This is a genomic window from Symbiobacterium turbinis, assembly GCF_055383075.1.
Genome location: NZ_AP042433.1, coordinates 743,625 through 760,168, shown reverse-complemented (window position 1 = coordinate 760,168; position 16,544 = coordinate 743,625). Strand labels below are relative to the sequence as shown.

Below are 16,544 nucleotides of genomic sequence, written 5' to 3'. Positions count from 1 at the left end.
ATGCTGCCTACTACTATATCCGAACCAATCAACAGCGTAAAGAAATCGGCCCCGGGCGGCGGGCCGTCAGGCAGGTATGGGCAGCCATTGCCCAGGAGAGAATAGCCGCAGGTGCTGAAACCCACCGAAGCGGGAGGGAAAGATGTGCAGGCGCGGGATTATCTGAACCCCTTTACTGACCTGGCCCTGGAGGCCACCGCTGCGGTGCGGGGCGACGCCCGGACGGAGCTGCCCGGCGTCGTCGTGCGCGAGGAGCGGCACGACGTCGCCACCGTCTCCTGGGTCCAGGTGCTGGACGGCATCGGCGAACAGACCATCGGCAAGCCGGCCGGCAACTACATCACCATCGACGCGCCCCAGCTCCGCCGGCGCAACCGGGACCTGCAGGAGAAGGTCGGAAAGATCCTGGTGGAGCAGCTGGCCAGGCTGCTGGACCTGCAGGAGAACGATACCGTCCTGGTGGTGGGCCTGGGCAACTGGAACGCGACGCCCGACGCCCTGGGGCCGCGGGTCACGGGCAAGCTGATGGTGACCCGCCACCTGCGTGAGTTCGTGCCGGCTGACGTGGCCGGCGGCCTGCGTGCGGTCGCGGCCATCGCGCCGGGCGTGCTGGGCATCACCGGCATCGAGACGGCCGAGGTGATCCACGGCATCGTGGAGCGGATCAACCCCGCGGTCGTCATCTGCATCGACGCCCTGGCCGCGCGCTCCGTCGAGCGGATCGGCACCACCATCCAGATCGCAGACACCGGCATCGCCCCCGGCGGGGGCATCGGCAACAAGCGCATGGCCCTGAACCGGCAGACCCTCGGCGTCGACGTCATCGCCATCGGCGTGCCCACCGTGGTGCACGCAACCACCATCGTGCAGGACGCGTTCGAGGCCGTGGCCCAGAGCTTCGCCGGCACCAAGCCCTTCTTCCAGCTGTTCAACTCCCGGGAGGAGCGGCAGAAGCTGCTCAGCGATGTCCTCTCGCCCACGGTGGGCGAACTGGTGGTGACGCCGAAGGAGATCGACGAGCTCACCGACGACATGGCCAAGCTGATCGCCGGCAGCCTGAACGCCGTGCTCCACACCAGCGTCACCGCCCAGGACCTGCTCCGGTACATCAATTAAGGAGGCAGAAGCGGTGCCCCGCTCCTGCCTCCGGTACCCGTTCAGAACTGACCGGTGGTGCCGCCCGCCAGCTGCGATTCGGCGATGGCGATCATCTTCTTGACCATGTACCCGCCCACCGAACCGTTCACCCGGCTGGGCAGGTCGCCCTTGTACTGCTGGTCGTAGTTCTGGATGCCCAGCTCAGCAGCGGTCTGCTGCTTCAGCTGCTCCAGGGCGGCCCGGGCCCGGGCGACCACGATCTGGTTGTTGCTGCCGCCCGTCTGCGAACCCGTCTGACCGGTGGTACCCGTGCCGAACACGTTGGCCATGCTGACTGCTCCTCCTCGTGTGTGCTGCTGAGGCGCCCTTACCGGAAGGTGCCGCTGCCGCCGGCCAGCTGCTGCTCGGCCAGGGCGATCATCTTCTTGACCATGTACCCGCCCACCGAGCCGTTCACCCGGCTGGGCAGGTCGCCCTTGTACTGCTGGGCGTAGTTCTGAATGCCGAGTTCCGCCGCGGTCTCGTTCTTCATCTGCTCCAGCGCGGCGCGGGCCTGGGAAACCAGGATCTGATTGCTGCTGCTGTTGTTAGGCATGAAACTAGCCTCCTCAGGTGTTGGTGTGGGTCAACGCCGCAAGGCGTTACTGGAAGGTGCCGCTGCCGCCGGCCAGCTGCTGCTCGGCCAGGGCGATCATCTTCTTGACCATGTACCCGCCCACCGAGCCGTTCACCCGGCTGGGCAGGTCGCCCTTGTACTGCTGGGCGTAATTCTGAATGCCGAGTTCCGCCGCGGTCTCGTTCTTCATCTGCTCCAGCGCGGCACGGGCCTGCGAAACGAGAATCGAGTTATTGTTGCCTGGCATCGATCTCTGCCTCCTGTTATGTCGTTGCCTGTAATCTGCATCGAAGTGGTCAACCTCATGCAAGGAATCTGTTACCAGGGGCGCGCCGTCGCCGCTGTGCGGGCTTGATCGCATCGACCGGCAGCGGCGGTCGCACCGGGCAGGGGTAACCCCTGAAGACGCGCCAGCGCCGCTGCGGCGGGCTTTTCCGCTGCAGCGGCGCTGTTCTCACGCGGGACTGCTACTTCCACTTGTTGCCGCGGCGGGCCTTCTGGTTCTTGCCCTTGCCGGGCTTGCGGCGGGACCAGTCGTCATCATCATCATCGTCATCGTCGTCGTCCCAGTCATCGTTCCAGTCGTCGTCATCGTCGTCGTCCCGGGCGTCGCCCCAACCCTTCTTCCAGCCGTCCTTCCAACCTTCGTTCCGGCCGATGGGACCCGCATTGCCCCACGGGCAGGTCCAGTCGTCAAGGTCATCGCTGTCAAAGAGCGCGAGCAGCTCCTTCGCAGCCTCCGGGTGGATGAACTTGCCCGAGAACTTCTGCACCTGGTGGACGAAGGAGACCCAGTTGCCGTTCATCAGCTTCGCCTTCAGCGCCTGCAGCTGACCCTGGTGGATCTTGCCCTCCCACTTCTCCAGCACCTGCAGGATCTGCTGCCTAAGGGCCTCACGGTCGCCGCCCGGCTGGTCGTCCGGTTGGCCGGGATCCGGCACGGCCACCACGTTGAAGGTGACCCGGGCCCTGGCGGTGTTGCCCGCCCGGTCGGTCGCGCGCACGGTCAGGGTGTGCTCGCCCTCGGCCAGCCTCGCCAGGCTGAGCTGGGATACGGTGATGACCGCGCCGTCCAGCTCCACCACAACCTGTCCGTCGTCGACGCCGGCCAGCCGGTCGCGCACCCGGTAGGCGACTGCGAGCTCACCCTCGGCCGGGTACGTCTCGCCGTCGGCGGGAGACGTGATGTGAACGGTCGGGCCGGTCTGGTCCACGGTGAACACGACGGCGCCCGAAGGCTCGCCCTTCCGGTTTCCGTAGCGGGCTGCAACCTGGTAGGACCAGCGGCCCTCGCCCGGCACCACGTCCTCATACTCGGTGACGGAGGCCGCGGTGGTGCCGATCAGCGCGAAGTCGTCATCGCCCTCGGCCCGATAGATGTTGTAGCCGGTCACGCCCTCGGCCTGCGGCGCGTCCCACGCAAAGCTCACGGTCTTATTGTTGGTGAAACCCGACTTCGTGCGCATCACCGGCGCGTCGCTGAGCAGGCGGCTGTCCACGGCGAAGGTCGCGGTGGCGGTGCCCACGTTGCCGGCCCGGTCGACCACGTGCACTTCCAGCACATGCGACCCGTCGGCCAGCTCGCCAAGCGGAATCACCGGCGTGTCGAGCAGCTTGCCGTTCAGGAAGTAGAGGGCCGCATCCTCATCGTAACCGGCGCCTTCCTCCGTCACCCGAATCCGCACGTTGAGCGAGCCCTCCGGGCGGTAGACCTTGTCCTGCGCCGGGGTGCGGATGACTACCTGCGGCGCCGTGCTGTCGCGGACCACCTGCACCGGCTCCGCGCGCCGGCTCAGATTGCCCACCTGGTCCTGCGCGACCACCGTGTACCAGTATGTGCCGTCCTCGCTCAGCTGATCATCGAAGTAGGTAAGCCCCGCTTCCACATAGCCCAGGAAGGTGGCCCGCTCATCGCCCCGGTAGCGGTACACCAGATACCGGTGGAGGTCATCGGCGTCCGGGGCTTCCCACGTGAGCGTCACCGTCCCGTCCCGGGTAATGGCCGGCTCTGCCGCAAGGCCGGTGGGCGCCGCCGGACCGGCGGTGTCCTCCGCGAGCCGGTCCCCGTTGGCCGGGTCGTCGTAGCGCACGGACTTCCAGGCCGTGGCATCGCTCCGGTTCCCGTCCGCGTCCACGGCGACGACCGCGTAGCGGTACACACCTTCCACCGCAAGCTGGTCTGCGGCCGCCAGATCGGTGGTCGTCATCCAGAAAGTGGTCTCGTCTGCCTCCGGGCCGGAAGCCGCGCGGCCGTAGTGCCGGTGCACCTCATAGTGGCTGACGGCGCCACCCCGGGGGCGCACCCAGGCCAGTTCCACGTGACCGTCTTCCGTCACCCGTTCGGGTGTGAGCACAAGGTTCCGGGGAGCAGCGGGTCCAGTGCCATCAGCCGCCAGCACAGCGGGGGCCCCGATGGCCACAGCCACGGTCAGGGCGGTGGCCACGGCGATGCCCCTGCGCGCTGTGAAGGGCAGCAACTTCGTACGCATGCAGTGTTCCCTCCTGTGACCTCTTTCACTAGACGGATTCGTGCTCCGCAAACCGCTTTCTGGGGGTCCCCCTCCCATTCTTCGCGCGAAGCCATGCACACATCGGCCCAGGTTTACATAACATTAGCACCGGCGGCCGCCCACCCCGGCGCGTGTGCGCCCACGGGCGTGCACGCTGTCCCGGAAGGGCGCGCCGACCACCGCGCAAGGGAGAGGTGCACGTGACGAGCAGGAGCTTCCTGCGCCAGCTGCGGCAGCTGTTCCGCATCGTCCGCCGGCTCGACCGGGCGGGCGTGTCCGAGAACCTGATCCTGGCAGTGGTCTTCTTCGCTCTCTCCCGCGACGATCAGGGCGCCCTCGTCGGCCTCCTGGACGACGGTTCGGGCGATGACGACGACTAGACGGCGAAGGGGCGGGGGTTACCCCCCGCCCCCCTGACTGGCGGCGCCCGCCTGCCAGAGCGTTCGCATCTCCTCCGACCGGGCCAGCAGCTCGTCCAGGGTTCCCCGGTCGGCCACCCGCCCGTCCTTCAGCAGGATGATCTGGTCGGCCCGGCGCAGGGCCGCCTCCCGGTGGCTGACCACCAGGCAGGTCACGCCTTCCTTTCGGAACAGCCGCTCCCACAGGATCTGCTCGGTCTCCACGTCCAGGGCGCTGGAAAGGTCGTCCAGAATCAGGAGCTCCGGCCGCCGCAGGAACATGCGGGCGGCGGCGGTGCGCTGAATCTGCCCGCCCGAGAGGCGCACGCCCCGCGCGCCCACGCGGGTCTCCAGCCCCTCCTCCATCGCGGCCAGGTCCCGCTCCAGCACCGCGTCGTAGACCGCCGCGGCCACCTCAGCCTCCGTGGCATCGAGCCCCATGCGGATGTTCCCCGCCAGGGTGTCGCTGAACAGCAGGGGCACCTGCGGGGTGGCGGCGCACCGCGGCGGCACCATGAAGGCCCCCGGATCCTCCACCGGCTCGCCGTTCCAGTAGATGGTGCCGGCCTGCGCGGGCAAGAGACCCATGAGCGCCCGCAGGAGCGTCGTCTTGCCCGAACCCACCCGGCCGGCGATCACGGTGAAGCTGCCCCGGCGGATCGTGAGGCTTACGTCCTCGATGCCCCGGCCGCCGTCCGGATAGCGGTAGGTCAGCCCCTCCACCCGCAGCTCCCGCAGGGGCTCCGCCGGAGGCGGCGGCGGCTCCGGCGGAACCGGCACCGGCCCCCGCAGCCGGATCTCAGTGCGCTGGAGCAGGCGGGCGGTCGGCGCGCCCTGAAGCAGGGTCAGCAGCCGGTCCTTCGCCACGCCCGTCTGCCGGTACAGGGCCAGCCAGCGGCCGGCGAAGTGGGTGAAGTCCGCGGCATAGCCCAGGTAGTACACAAAGAGCGCGAAGTCCCCGACGCTGAACTGGCCGGAGGCCATGGTGCGCGCCCCCAGCAGCAGGATGAGGCCGGTGCCCAACGACGAGGCGTTCAGGGCGATGGACTCCAAAACCTGGGTCAGCAGCCGGTCGGCCACCATCGCCTCCCGGCGCTCGTCGTTCAGCCGGCGGAGGTGCCCGATCACCCGGTCCTCCGCGCCCGCCACCTGCACCGCCTGCACCGCGCCGAACAGGTCGGCGATCAATCCCGTCACGCGGGCCGTGGCCTCCCGGCTCCAGCGCCGGTTCTGCAGGATCTGCCTGCCCACCGCCCGGGTGACCAGCAGCACGATCAACAGCGGCAGAAAGACCAGCACCGTGAGCCGGGCGTCAATCCGGAGCAGCACCGACAACGCCACCACGGCGAAGGTGGTCTGGCCCACCACGTCCACCATGAAGTCGGCCGTCTCCTCCGCCTGCAGCACGTCGTCCCGCAGCCGGTTCAGGGCCTCGCCCGGCGACTCCGGCAGGGCCGCGGCCCCGGGGAGCTCCAGGATCCGCTCCAGCACGTTGCGGCGCAGCAGGTTCGCCATGGACTCCCGCCCCGTGGCCGAGGCCACGAAGCCGCCGGCCAGGGCGGCGGCGCGCGCCAGGGCCACGGCCACCAGCAGCGCGATGATGGACCAGGGGTCGAGCCCCACGGGCGCGGCCCCAGTCAGCCGGTCAAAAAAGGCCTGAGTCAGGAGGCCGGGCACCACCGGCAGCGCGTAGCCCGCGGTGAAGCAGATCACGGTCGCCAGGTAGACCCAGGGGCGGTAGGTAATGAGGCCCCAGACGAACCGCCAGGTGGACATCAGACCAGCACCTCCTCCAGCCCCGCGCGCATCAGGCGGAAGAAGCGGGAGCCCGGATCCGCCGCCAGCGCGGCCCGCCTTCCCTGCTCCACCACGCGCCCGTCCTCCAGAATGAGGATGGTGTCAGCCCGCTCCACGGTCGCGAGCCGGTGGGCGATGATGATGCCCGTGCGCCCCTCCAGGAGCCGGTCCACCGCCCGCTCGACCAGCGACTCCGTGGCCGGGTCCAGGCGGGACGACGCCTCGTCGAGAATGACCAGGCCGGGGTTGGCCAGGAAGACACGGGCCATGGCCAGCAACTGCGCCTCGCCCGCCGAGAGCCCCCCTCCCCCCGACTCCAGGGGCGTATCCAGCCCCTGAGGCAGCGACTGCAGCCATGGGCCCAGGCCCAGCTGCTCCAGCACGGCCAGCAGCTGCTCGTCGCTGATGTCCCGGGAGAAGAAGGTCAGGTTGTCGCGCACCGTTCCGGCGAACAGCTGCACGTCCTGCGTCACGAACCCCACCCGCGACCGGATCCCGGCGACGGTCGCCTCCCGCAGGTCCACGCCGCCCAGGCGCACCGCGCCCTCGTCCGGATCGTAGAAGCGCAGCAGCAGCCGGGCCAGCGTCGACTTGCCGCTGCCGGTGCGGCCCAGGAGACCCATCACCTCGCCCGGCTGCAGGCGGAAGTCGATGTCCTTCAGCACCGGCGCGCCCGGTTCGTACGCGAACGAAACGCCGTCCAGCTCCACCGAGAGGGGCCCGGGGGGCAGCGGCTGCCCCGGACCGTCCTGCACCCGGGTGCGCAGGGCGAACAGCTCCTCCACCCGGTCCACCGCCGCCCCGGCCCGCTGCAGCTCCTGCAGATGCGTGCGGACCTGCTCCATGGGGCGGCGCAGAAGCTCGGTATAGTGGAAGAGCAGGTAGACCGTGCCCACGGTCACGGCGCCGCGGGAGTACAGCCACGCGCCGACACCGAGCGAGAGCGCGGCGCCCAGGGCAAAGGTAATGATGGAGGAGCCCCACATCAGCCAGAACATCAGGCTGGCAGCCAGGTTGTGCCGGTAGAAGTTCTGCACGTGCAGCAGAAAGCGGTGAAGCGCGTGGCTCCGGGCCCCGCTGGCCCGAATCGCCTCGGTGCCCGACAGCACCTCGCCCAGGTAGCCGTAGAACTCGGCAGACGCCTGCCGCTGCCGGGCCCACACCGGCACCGAGAGCGCCTGAATCCTCCACAGGAGCCACAGCGTGAAGCCCGCAAAGCACGTCATCGCCACGCCGGCCCGCCAGTCCTCACGAAAGAGAAGCAGCAGAATACCGACCATCAGGACCAGGTTGGCCAGCACGCCGATGAAGAGCTGCGAGAAGAACTGCGACAGCGCCGTCACGTCGCCGTCGATGCGCTCGACCATCTCGCCGGGCGTCCGGCTCTTGTGAAAGCCCAGGTCCAGCCTCAGGCAGTGGTCGGCCAGGTCGGCGCGCAGCTCGTTGGTGGCGCGCCAGGAGACCACCTCGCCCAGGTACCGCGCGAGCACGGTCACCACCTGAACGGCAAAGGCCAGGCCGATGAACAGCAGCGCCAGGACGACCAGGGACGGCCCGCCCGACACCTCACCGGCCGCCGTGTCCAGGAACCGCCTCAGAATTTGTGGGTTAACCAGCTGCAGGCCGATGCTGAGGACCAGCAGCAGCGCGAGCCATGCCATCTGTGTCCACTGGGGCCTGAGGTAGCGCACCAGCAGCCGCAGGTACCGGCGGACCGGAATGTTCATGACAACACTCCCTCTGCCTGGTCGGTAACGGAGAGAATTCGCCGCACCTTCCAAATTACCTGTTTAGCGCAGTTATTTGCAGCGGGTCTTGCGGCTGGAACAACCCTTGCCGGCACGGTAGAATGGCCTTAGTCAGAATCGAGGAGGCGTTTTCAGGAATGAGCAAGCTACGTGTGGCCGTGGTCGGCTACGGCAACGTCGGCCGCTACGCCGTGGAAGCAGTGCAGGCCGCACCGGACATGGAACTGGCGGGACTGGTGCGCCGTCAGGTTCTGGCCGCCGTTCCGCCCGAGCTGACCGGGGTCAGGGTGGTGACCGACATCGGCGACCTGGAAGGGGTACAGGGGGCGCTGCTCTGCGTGCCGACCCGGTCTGTGCCGGAGTACGCCGAGAAGCTGCTCCGAAGGGGAGTCCACACGGTGGACAGCTACGACGTGCACGGCGAGCTGGCCGACCTGCGCCGCCGGCTCGACCCCGTCGCCAGGGCGCACGGCGCCGCGGCGGTGATCTCGGCCGGCTGGGACCCCGGCACCGACTCGATGATCCGGGCCCTGCTGGAGTTCATGGCACCGAAGGGCATCACCTACACCAACTTCGGCCCCGGCATGTCGATGGGCCACTCGGTGGCGGTGAAGGCGATTCCGGGCGTGAAGGACGCGCTGTCGGTGACGATCCCCGCGGGCATGGGCGTACATAAGCGGGCCGTCTACGTGGAGCTGGAGCCCGGGGCCGACTTCGCGGCGGTGGAGCAGGCCATCAAGACCGATCCGTACTTCGTCAAGGACGAGACCCGGGTGACGCAGGTGGAGTCGGTCAGCCAGCTGGTGGACGTGGGCCACGGCGTGGTCATGGAGCGCAGGGGCGTCTCCGGCGCCACCCACAACCAGCAGTTCCGGTTCGAGATGCGCATCAACAACCCGGCCCTCACGGCGCAGGTGATGGTGGCCGCGCTGCGGGCCGCCGCCCGGCAGCAGCCCGGGTGCTATACGATGATCGAGATCCCGGTCGTCGACTTCCTGCCGGGCGACCGGGAGGCGTGGATCCGGAAGCTGGTGTAGACGCCTGAAACCCGCCGACGCCCCTCCTCGTCGAAATCGACACACAAAGGCGGGGCGTCATGGGCGGTGCGTACAATCACAGGGCCCGACTGCTGGTGATCGGGGTCGTCCTGGCCCTTGGCAGCGTGATCGCAGGCCCGGGCAGGCCGGCCGCTGCCACCTCGGTCATCTGCTGCACTTCCTGGGATGTCGTGCGGCACGAAACCCACGCGTCGTACGTGCCAGAGTCGGTGAACCCGGTGACGTCCGTGAGCACAAGCAGCCACACGGTTGGAGAAGCCGGGTGGTGGGCTTTCCGCTCACGGTCACCGCCGTACTCAAACCCAGCGTCCTGGACGAGAGCCCGGGGGAAGGGCTGCTGCTCTGGCTGGGCGAGGAGAGGCCCGAGGTGAAGGCGCTGCAGGCGCTGTCAGGCCAGGAGGCCGTCTTCCTGGTGACGCTGACCGGGGGATTCGAAGGGCTCTGGCTCAACGGTGTGCCGTACAGTCAGCTCGAGCAGCTGGTGAACGAGGCCGCGGCAGCGCTGGCTGCGTGCCGCGCCGTGTGGGCCCGGCGGCGCCGTGCGAAACGGGGCCGTCCCGTGAGTCATCCTCAATGACTCGCGGGACGGCCCCATGCTTCGTGAGGGGTTCATGCACACTCCACCTACACAAGTTCCTCCTGCGCCGGCTGCGCCTCCTGCGCCTCCCCGGGCTGGTCGACCGAGGCTTCGCTGAGCTGGTCCTCTGCGGCCTCGCCGAATTGCTCGGGCCGCGCCGCTTGCAGCCGGAAGCGGGCGACCTCGGCCGAGGCGGCCTCGGCGATCCCGGCCAGCTCCGAGGCGGAGGCGGCCAGCTCCTCCGTGGCCGCGGCGTTGTTCTCGGCGATGCTGGACAGGTGCCGGGCGTGCTCGCCGATCTGCTGCATGGTCGCTCCCTGCTCCTCGATGGCCGCGGCGATGCGCGCCAGCAGCTCGTGGCTCTCCCGGGCCGCCTGCTCGATGCGGTCCATCTCGCCGCTGACCGCGGCGACGCTCTCCGCGGCACGCTGGGCCTCCTCCACCGCCTGCTGCACCAGGACGTTGATCTCCTGGGCAGACTTGCTGGAGTTGGCGGCCAGGTGGCCGACCTCCTGGGCGACCACCGCGAAGCCCTTGCCGTGCTCGCCCGCCCGGGCGGCCTCAATGGCCGCGTTGAGCGAGAGCAGGTTGGTCTGCGACGCGATCTCCTCAATCACATTGGTGAACTTGCTGATCTGCTGGCTGCTGGCGGCAATGGCCTGCACGATTGAGACCATCTTCTCCATCGCCTCACGGCTGGCCCGGACGATGGTCACCGTCTCACTGGACTTGCCGCTGGCCGTCTCGGCATCCGCCGCCAGGCTGGCGACCGTGGAGCCCGACTCCTGAACGGCGCGGGTCACTTCCTCCACGGTGATCATCTGATCCTCCGCGCCCGAGGCGATCTGCGCCGCCGCCTTGCTGTTCTCCTCGGCCGCATAGGCCACCTGCGTCGCATGGTGCTGCAGGTTGGTGAGCGTCTCCGACAGCGCGGCAAGCGCCTCGTTGTACTGGCCGGCCAGGACCGCCAGCTCGCCCCTGGCCTGCTGCCGGATCTGTCGGGTCAGGTCGCCGTCGGCCAGGGCCTTCACGGACTCCACCATCTCCTTCAGCAGGTCCGCCAGCCGGGATGCGGCGACGATTGCCTTCTCCTGGGCCTCACGGAACTGGCCCTCCCCCGTGATGGTCTGCCGGCACGCATCCAGCTGGCCATCGGCCAGGGCGGTCAGCTGGCAGTTCAGCGCAGCGATGGTGGACTCGATCGATTCGGCCATGCGGTTGGCCGACTCCTTGATGCGCCCCAGCTCGCCCGGCAGCGTCACGGTGATCCGGCGGCCCAGGTCGCCCCGCTTCAGGCCGTCCAGCATCTGGCTGGTGTCGGCCAGGGCGACCTCCACCCCGTCCAGCGCCAGGTTAATGGAGCGGGCAATCTGCGCATAGCGGGAGCTTCCCGGGAGATCGATGCGGGCGGTCAGGTCGCCCCGCTCGAAGGCCTTCGCCACCTTCTCGACGGCCTCCAGCGGCTCGGTCTGCCAGCGGTAGATCAAGACGCCCAGGAACGCGCCCACCAGCCCGCCCACGCCGGCGATGATCCACAGCAGGAAAGGCGGCAGGCCCAACGTGCCCACCACGGCCATGGCGATGGCGACAGCCGCTGGCCAGGCCAGCATGAGCGATACGTGGCCGAAGGCGCCCAGACGCTCGCCCCGGCTCTCCCGCCGGCGCAGGCGGGCCAGCGTGTTCAGCAGCCCCTCCTCGCCGGCGTTCATCCGCCGGTAGAGCTCCTCGGCTTCCTTGATCTCCTCACGGGTCGGCTTCCGCCGCACTGAGCGGTAGCCGACGATCTTCCCGTCGACCACCACCGGCGAGACGAACGCCTTCACCCAGTAGTGGTCGCCGTTCTTACACCGGTTCTTGACCAGCCCAACCCAGCGTTCTCCGGCCTGAATCGTCTGCCACATGTCCTTGAATGCCGCGCGCGGCATGTCCGGGTGGCGCACGATGTTGTGGGGCTTGCCGACCAGTTCCTCGGCGGTGTAGCCGGAAACGGCGCAGAAAGAAGCGTTTGCGGTGGTAATGATGCCTCTCAGGTCGGTTTCGGAGATGAGGCGTTCTTCTGCAGGGTAGTCGTGTTCGATCTGTGTAACGGGGATGTTCCGTTTCATCGTCGTCCCTCCTTAGGCGGAACGGGGGTGGGTGGAACTGCGCATTCGTTCATCCATTATAACGTCAACTTGTTAACGGAAGGTTGCCACACACCGACCTTCGACCACAATAACACTTTATGCTCATGTTCGTTCCGACTACTACCCGAAATGTTGCGGCCGTATATCGGTTGCTCGCCCTGTTGCTGCGTGACCGGTAAGAAAAATGGCCAGAGGTCCCGTGCGACCTCCGGCCCACACCCTATTTTCCCATGAGCACGAGTAGCTAGCCCAACATCTTCATCAGGCCCGTCATGGCCAGCAGCGCCCCGCCCAGGGAGGCCAGCAGACCGCTGGCCAGCCGGGAGACGGCGGGGAGCTGGTCGGTCTCGCCCCGCGCGTAGGCGGCCACCGTCGTCTGCTCCCCCAGCAGCGCGTGGCCTGCGCCGGCCAGCACCAGCGAACCGCCCATCGCGAGCAGCTGCCACCCGGGCCACAGCTGCGGCGCGAAGCTGCGCAGAGCCAGTGTGATCGCCAGTCCTGCGAATCCTGCCGCCATCCCCGCCCGCAGCCACCGGTCGTGCGCCTGCCCCCACCGGTACATCCGCGCCCTCCACCACAGCCGCCGGTCCACGCCCCATCCCCCCAAGAAGGGCTGTTTATGATCATGATAACAGGGGCTTTTGGTGGGTGGCAAGGGAGAACAAACGAACTTGTTTTGTTTGTGTGGGTTTGCGGATAGTCTCGCGGTGGAGCCACGGCGTGCCGGCCGTGGATACCATCCCTCCCGGCTACCGCCTCGTGCCGGAGGAGGTGCTTCAATAGAGCCACGGCATTTCAGCCGTGGATACAGCGCCCATCTGAAGCCCTTGTGCCACAAGGTTTTCCGACGCCAAGCCCCACTTCATCAACACCCTTCGACGGTCGGACAGATTCTACGATCGATCAACCAACAGGCCGGAACTGTCCGAGGCCGAAATGGCGGCCATACCCCAGAAGCACCGGCCCGGCCACGGGCGCGGCGAACCGAAGGCGCAGACCATAGGCAAAGCCCGTGCCGCTCTCAGTACCCCAGCGCCGGCGAACCTGAAACTCCCGCCACGCGAGCTCCCGTCCTCGAATCAGGCAGAAAGGCACCCGCTCGACTTCCAGCAGATCCGGAAGCGTCGGGTCACCGACCTGCAGAAACGCCCAGTCCCGGCGGGCCTGATCTTCCGGTCCATCCCGCTGCTCGCCCCGGGTGTTCAGCTTCGGTGTTCCATCCCGGTACTGCTTGGGATAACGTGCCAGCACATAGGGCGTGAACGACTCCCACACGGCTGCGGGCGCCCATGAACCGTCCCCGCCCTGAAACCGGGCAGCCGTCTGCTTCTCCTCGAACCGGAGCGGCCAACCAGGTGCGCCGTCGCCCGGGAAAAGGCGTTCCAGAGCTTCCAAGGCGGCCGCCATCTCTGGCTCGAACCCCTGGGGTGTGTAGAGAACAAGGTGATCGATGCGGCCGTCCCTGTCCTCATCTACAGGCAGGAAGAAGGCGTGCTGGTGGTTAGAGTGTACCGGACCTCGCTCGTCGTGGCCGCTGAGCAGTGGCGGCGCAGACCGCTTCCCTGGCCCCCCATAGCAGGCCAGGGCGGCGCGGCGGGCCAGTTCGCCGACCTCCAGGGTCCGGGTGACCGGCGGCAACGGTCCGGATACCAGCGCGTAGCGGAGCACCTGGGGCCTCCAACTACCGCTCATTCCGCGACCTCCCACCGGACCCAACCCAGCGGCGCGACCGGCCGACCGTGGTGCATAACCACCTTGCGCGACTTGGGAAAGAGCAGGCTGTCCCGCCGGGCCCGCAGCACCGTGTCGCGCAGCCGAAAACGCTGCTCCTCAGGCAGATTGAGCAGGATGGAGGTGGCCGGAAGACCGCTGCCATAGCCGATGCGCAGGTTGGCATCGGTCATATCGTAGAACTCGAGCAGCGCCTCGGCGCCCTGAAGCCCCTGAAAGAAGTAGTGTTCGTCATCCAGCACCTCTTCCGCGTGCTCTTCTGCCTGGGTCAGCAGCTCATCCAGGCTGCGGAAAGGCAGACTGGTCCCCCCTCTGCCGAACTCACCCAAGAGCCCATGATCCAGCGTGAGCGTACAGGTAAGGGCAGCCCCTTCCGGTATACACTCCAGGAGCATCTGCCCCTTCAGGTAGAAGGTGTCGTCGCCCCGCCGGAGGCTGAGCACCTCCACCGGAAGGACGACCGTATCACCCTCGTAGACGGCATCACTGACTTTAAGGCAGCGCAGGAGATCCAGGTTGGGTGCGGCCGCCTTGCGGCGGCCTGCGGGGCCGGACGGCAGCTGCCCCCTGAGCAGCCGGCCGATCACTGGCCTATCAAATTCGGTGCGTTTCGCCCGCTCGCGGATCTGCCGCTCAACCGCCTGCGCAATCTGCTTGCGTCCCGCCTCACCCATGCCCGCAATCCTCCGATTGAGCAGGGCCCCGCGAAGCGCCCCCTTAATGGAGGAACCCGGCACGTAGGCCTGACCGAGGCCGCCTCGGATCAGAGGACGGAAGGCAGCCTGCCTTACGTGAGGGATCCCCTCCGGCGCCCGGGCGCTGAAGCTGGCAACAGCCTCCAGCGTCTCACGGGAAAGCAGCCGCCGCTGCTCCAGGAAGGAGCGCAGGTCAAAACGCTCACCCTCCTGAGTGACCGCAGACACGAACGCATCGAGCAGATGATGTTCGCCAAGAAAGCGGCCCAGGCGGTCCTCCTGGACCACGTAAATGCGCCCACCAAAGGGCACCGCCTCCATGGGGGTAAACTCTCGGACTCGGGCACCTATATGCACGGGGCTGCGCAAGTGCAGGGTGAGTCGTTTCGTCTCAAGGTGGCCGCTCATGTGCGCGCCTCCCTTCGTACCGGGACGGCGAGGGCCAAACCGCTCCGATAGATCCGGTGGCCTGCCAACTCCAGGAAGGCGGGCGGGGTCACATCCACCACCCGTCCGCGGGGACGCCCGCTCAGCACCGACCCCTCCGCCAGCATCCGCACCGGAAGACGTGGAGCCTGCGCCCTGCCGTCGCCGGATGACGCCCATCCAGTCCGTTCCACGACTTCGTAACTCGCATCCGTCAGCAGCCCCGGCAGCTCAGGCGGCTCCGGATTGCACACCGAGAGAAGACAGTGCGGGCCGTCCGCCTCATTATCCCCAAACAGCGCCCGCCAGTCAGAATGGGCTGTCACATCCTCCCACTCGGGGCGAAAGCACCCGTATCCGGCGGACCGCCTCCCGCCGAGGCCGTCCTCACCCAGCAGCGCCACCGCCTGCCGAAGCGGCGCCAGCACCCCGGCATCCCTGACCCGAATCAGGAACCAGAGCCCTGCGCCCTCCGCGAAGGTCACTTGCGCCACCTGGTACAGCTGGGCTCGCTCGCTCACGCGGTCCAGATGGACCCGCGGCCTCAGGTTCCGGGCGTAGAGCTCATCCACCCGTTGGTTGGCTTTCTCCAGGGCCTCCGGGTCCACAGGCAGGCCGCTCGTCCATGCCCGGAACAGCGCGAGGGGCACGCAGCGGGTCTGCTTCACGATCTTGCCGTGCTGCTCCAGCCCCTGCGCCGGCAGTGAAGGTCGGGGCAGGTAGTAGGTGTCACCCTCAAAAAGGAAGGTGCTGCTCAGCAGGAAGGGGGCCTCTCCCTCCCCGGTGAAGCGGGCAAGCAGATCGTCGATGGCAGGCTGGAGGCCGTACCGGCCCCAGATGCTCCAGATGGCGCTGTACAGGGAATCGGACCGCAGGGTCACGTTGGTGGTCTCGTCGCCGATGCCAGCCTCGCCGAAGTGGATCGGGCCCGCAAACCACAGCCTGACCAACCAGTGCTGCACGGCGATCGCTCCTTACTGTGCAAAGTACCGTGCGATTATGCGGGTATGCTCCGCCCAGTTCCGGTCTGCTACCTGCAGTTCCATGCGGGCCTCCCGCTGACCGGCATAGTATTCAAGCCGCCGCCCTTCGAAGCGCTCGAACTCGAAGCGCACCTTGCCGTACCCGCGGGAACCGCTGCCGCCCAGGGCATCATCCTCCAGCAGTTCGATCGCCCGGAGCAAGTTGGTGAGATCCTCCGCGATCTCAGCGGAACTGCTGACATCCACGCTGTAGATGATTTCGAACCCGAACTCCGCCCCGGCGGGAACCCGCTCCATGGACCGCGGATTGGCCGCTGAAGTGATGCGGTCCAGATTGTTCTCCACCTTCCACTCGGTGTACAGCAGGCCCGTGTCGATCTCGGACAGTTTCCTGACGCTGTCCTCGGTCAGCCGGAGGTCGCGGACCAGCACACGAGCCGGAATGGGCGCCGCGCTGCGCCCCGTCTCCATACCCGAAGAGCCCATCAGGCGGCAGACAGGACACCGGGTGTCTCTGCACTCGTGCCGGTATATGCCCTGGGCACCACGATGGTTGAACTCCAGGTCATGGGCGCGTTCAAGCAAGGCCCGGAGCTTTCCCTTCAAGGAGGAGCCCGGAACATACGGCTGCCGCGTGATGGGATCCCGCACCACCGGGTTGTCCATGCCCCCAATTTCGGCGCTGCCTCCCTGGGCACCGATGTGCAGGCCGGTCTCGCAGTACATCTTGCCTGCGATCACAACCTTGCCGAGCAGCGGCTTCTGCTGAACTGCATCCATC

General features: G+C 67.8%; 17 protein-coding genes. 4 read left to right on the top strand and 13 right to left on the bottom strand.

Features of this window, described 5'->3' with window-relative positions; genetic code table 11:
• Positions 1 to 144: 144 nt before the first annotated feature.
• Positions 145 to 1,116 (top strand): GPR endopeptidase, encoded by a 972-nt coding sequence (gene gpr / locus ACZ45O_RS03530; RefSeq protein ID WP_464855607.1) that lies wholly within the window; start codon positions 145 to 147, stop codon positions 1,114 to 1,116.
• Between the two features lie 41 nt (positions 1,117 to 1,157).
• Here gpr and ACZ45O_RS03525 read toward each other — a convergent pair whose 3' ends face one another.
• The 4 genes from ACZ45O_RS03525 to ACZ45O_RS03510 form a co-directional block, all read right to left on the bottom strand.
• Positions 1,158 to 1,427, bottom strand: coding sequence for a small, acid-soluble spore protein, alpha/beta type (locus tag ACZ45O_RS03525; protein WP_464855605.1), 270 nt, complete (start codon positions 1,425 to 1,427; stop codon positions 1,158 to 1,160).
• 38 nt (positions 1,428 to 1,465) lie between these two features.
• Positions 1,466 to 1,693, bottom strand: coding sequence for a small, acid-soluble spore protein, alpha/beta type (locus ACZ45O_RS03520; RefSeq protein ID WP_464855603.1), 228 nt, complete (start codon positions 1,691 to 1,693; stop codon positions 1,466 to 1,468).
• A 46-nt stretch (positions 1,694 to 1,739) separates the two neighbouring features.
• Positions 1,740 to 1,961, bottom strand: a complete 222-nt coding sequence (locus ACZ45O_RS03515) for a small, acid-soluble spore protein, alpha/beta type (RefSeq protein ID WP_464855601.1) — start codon at positions 1,959 to 1,961, stop codon at positions 1,740 to 1,742.
• 220 nt (positions 1,962 to 2,181) lie between these two features.
• Positions 2,182 to 4,203 carry an Ig-like domain-containing protein gene (locus ACZ45O_RS03510; protein WP_464855600.1) on the bottom strand — a complete coding sequence of 674 codons (2,022 nt, stop codon included), beginning with the start codon at positions 4,201 to 4,203 and terminating at the stop codon, positions 2,182 to 2,184.
• 221 nt (positions 4,204 to 4,424) lie between these two features.
• On the opposite strand from ACZ45O_RS03510, the gene ACZ45O_RS03505 reads away from it, so the two are divergent.
• Positions 4,425 to 4,604 carry a hypothetical protein gene (locus tag ACZ45O_RS03505; protein ID WP_464855598.1) on the top strand — a complete coding sequence of 60 codons (180 nt, stop codon included), beginning with the start codon at positions 4,425 to 4,427 and terminating at the stop codon, positions 4,602 to 4,604.
• An 18-nt stretch (positions 4,605 to 4,622) separates the two neighbouring features.
• Here the strand turns inward: ACZ45O_RS03505 and ACZ45O_RS03500 are convergent, their stop codons facing one another.
• Both ACZ45O_RS03500 and ACZ45O_RS03495 read right to left on the bottom strand, forming a co-directional pair.
• On the bottom strand, positions 4,623 to 6,398 hold the full coding sequence (locus ACZ45O_RS03500) for an ABC transporter ATP-binding protein (RefSeq protein ID WP_464855596.1): 1,776 nt from the start codon (positions 6,396 to 6,398) through the stop codon (positions 4,623 to 4,625).
• Positions 6,398 to 8,146, bottom strand: coding sequence for an ABC transporter ATP-binding protein (locus tag ACZ45O_RS03495; RefSeq protein WP_464855594.1), 1,749 nt, complete (start codon positions 8,144 to 8,146; stop codon positions 6,398 to 6,400). The genes ACZ45O_RS03500 and ACZ45O_RS03495 overlap by 1 nt, the downstream gene beginning before the upstream one ends.
• A 158-nt stretch (positions 8,147 to 8,304) precedes the next feature.
• Here ACZ45O_RS03495 and ACZ45O_RS03490 point away from each other — a divergent pair, with 158 nt between their 5' ends.
• A complete protein-coding gene (locus tag ACZ45O_RS03490; RefSeq protein ID WP_464855592.1) occupies positions 8,305 to 9,204 on the top strand; it encodes a diaminopimelate dehydrogenase in 900 nt (299 codons plus the stop codon).
• Between the two features lie 76 nt (positions 9,205 to 9,280).
• Here the strand turns inward: ACZ45O_RS03490 and ACZ45O_RS03485 are convergent, their stop codons facing one another.
• A complete protein-coding gene (locus ACZ45O_RS03485; protein ID WP_464855590.1) occupies positions 9,281 to 9,472 on the bottom strand; it encodes a hypothetical protein in 192 nt (63 codons plus the stop codon).
• 18 nt (positions 9,473 to 9,490) lie between these two features.
• Here ACZ45O_RS03485 and ACZ45O_RS03480 point away from each other — a divergent pair, with 18 nt between their 5' ends.
• Positions 9,491 to 9,802 (top strand): hypothetical protein, encoded by a 312-nt coding sequence (locus ACZ45O_RS03480; RefSeq protein ID WP_464855588.1) that lies wholly within the window; start codon positions 9,491 to 9,493, stop codon positions 9,800 to 9,802.
• Positions 9,803 to 9,849: 47 nt separating this feature from the next.
• On the opposite strand, the gene ACZ45O_RS03475 is transcribed toward ACZ45O_RS03480, so the two are convergent.
• The 6 genes from ACZ45O_RS03475 to csm3 all read right to left on the bottom strand — a co-directional run bounded on the left by ACZ45O_RS03475 (position 9,850) and on the right by csm3 (position 16,543).
• Complete coding sequence (locus ACZ45O_RS03475; protein WP_464855586.1) at positions 9,850 to 11,907, bottom strand: methyl-accepting chemotaxis protein; 2,058 nt, start codon at positions 11,905 to 11,907, stop codon at positions 9,850 to 9,852.
• Between the two features lie 265 nt (positions 11,908 to 12,172).
• On the bottom strand, positions 12,173 to 12,520 hold the full coding sequence (locus ACZ45O_RS03470; protein ID WP_464855584.1) for a hypothetical protein: 348 nt from the start codon (positions 12,518 to 12,520) through the stop codon (positions 12,173 to 12,175).
• Between the two features lie 311 nt (positions 12,521 to 12,831).
• Entirely contained in the window at positions 12,832 to 13,620 is a 789-nt protein-coding gene (csb2, locus tag ACZ45O_RS03465) for a type I-G CRISPR-associated protein Csb2 (RefSeq protein WP_464855582.1), read from the bottom strand.
• Complete coding sequence (csm5, locus tag ACZ45O_RS03460; protein WP_464855580.1) at positions 13,617 to 14,675, bottom strand: type III-A CRISPR-associated RAMP protein Csm5; 1,059 nt, start codon at positions 14,673 to 14,675, stop codon at positions 13,617 to 13,619. Before csm5 ends, csb2 begins: the two co-directional genes overlap by 4 nt.
• Before the next feature lie 83 nt (positions 14,676 to 14,758).
• The gene (csm4, locus tag ACZ45O_RS03455; RefSeq protein WP_464855578.1) at positions 14,759 to 15,742 is read right to left on the bottom strand and encodes a type III-A CRISPR-associated RAMP protein Csm4; all 984 of its coding nucleotides are present in this window, start codon (positions 15,740 to 15,742) and stop codon (positions 14,759 to 14,761) included.
• A gap of 12 nt (positions 15,743 to 15,754) precedes the next feature.
• Positions 15,755 to 16,543 (bottom strand): type III-A CRISPR-associated RAMP protein Csm3, encoded by a 789-nt coding sequence (csm3, locus tag ACZ45O_RS03450; protein WP_464855576.1) that lies wholly within the window; start codon positions 16,541 to 16,543, stop codon positions 15,755 to 15,757.
• Position 16,544: the final 1 nt, after the last annotated feature.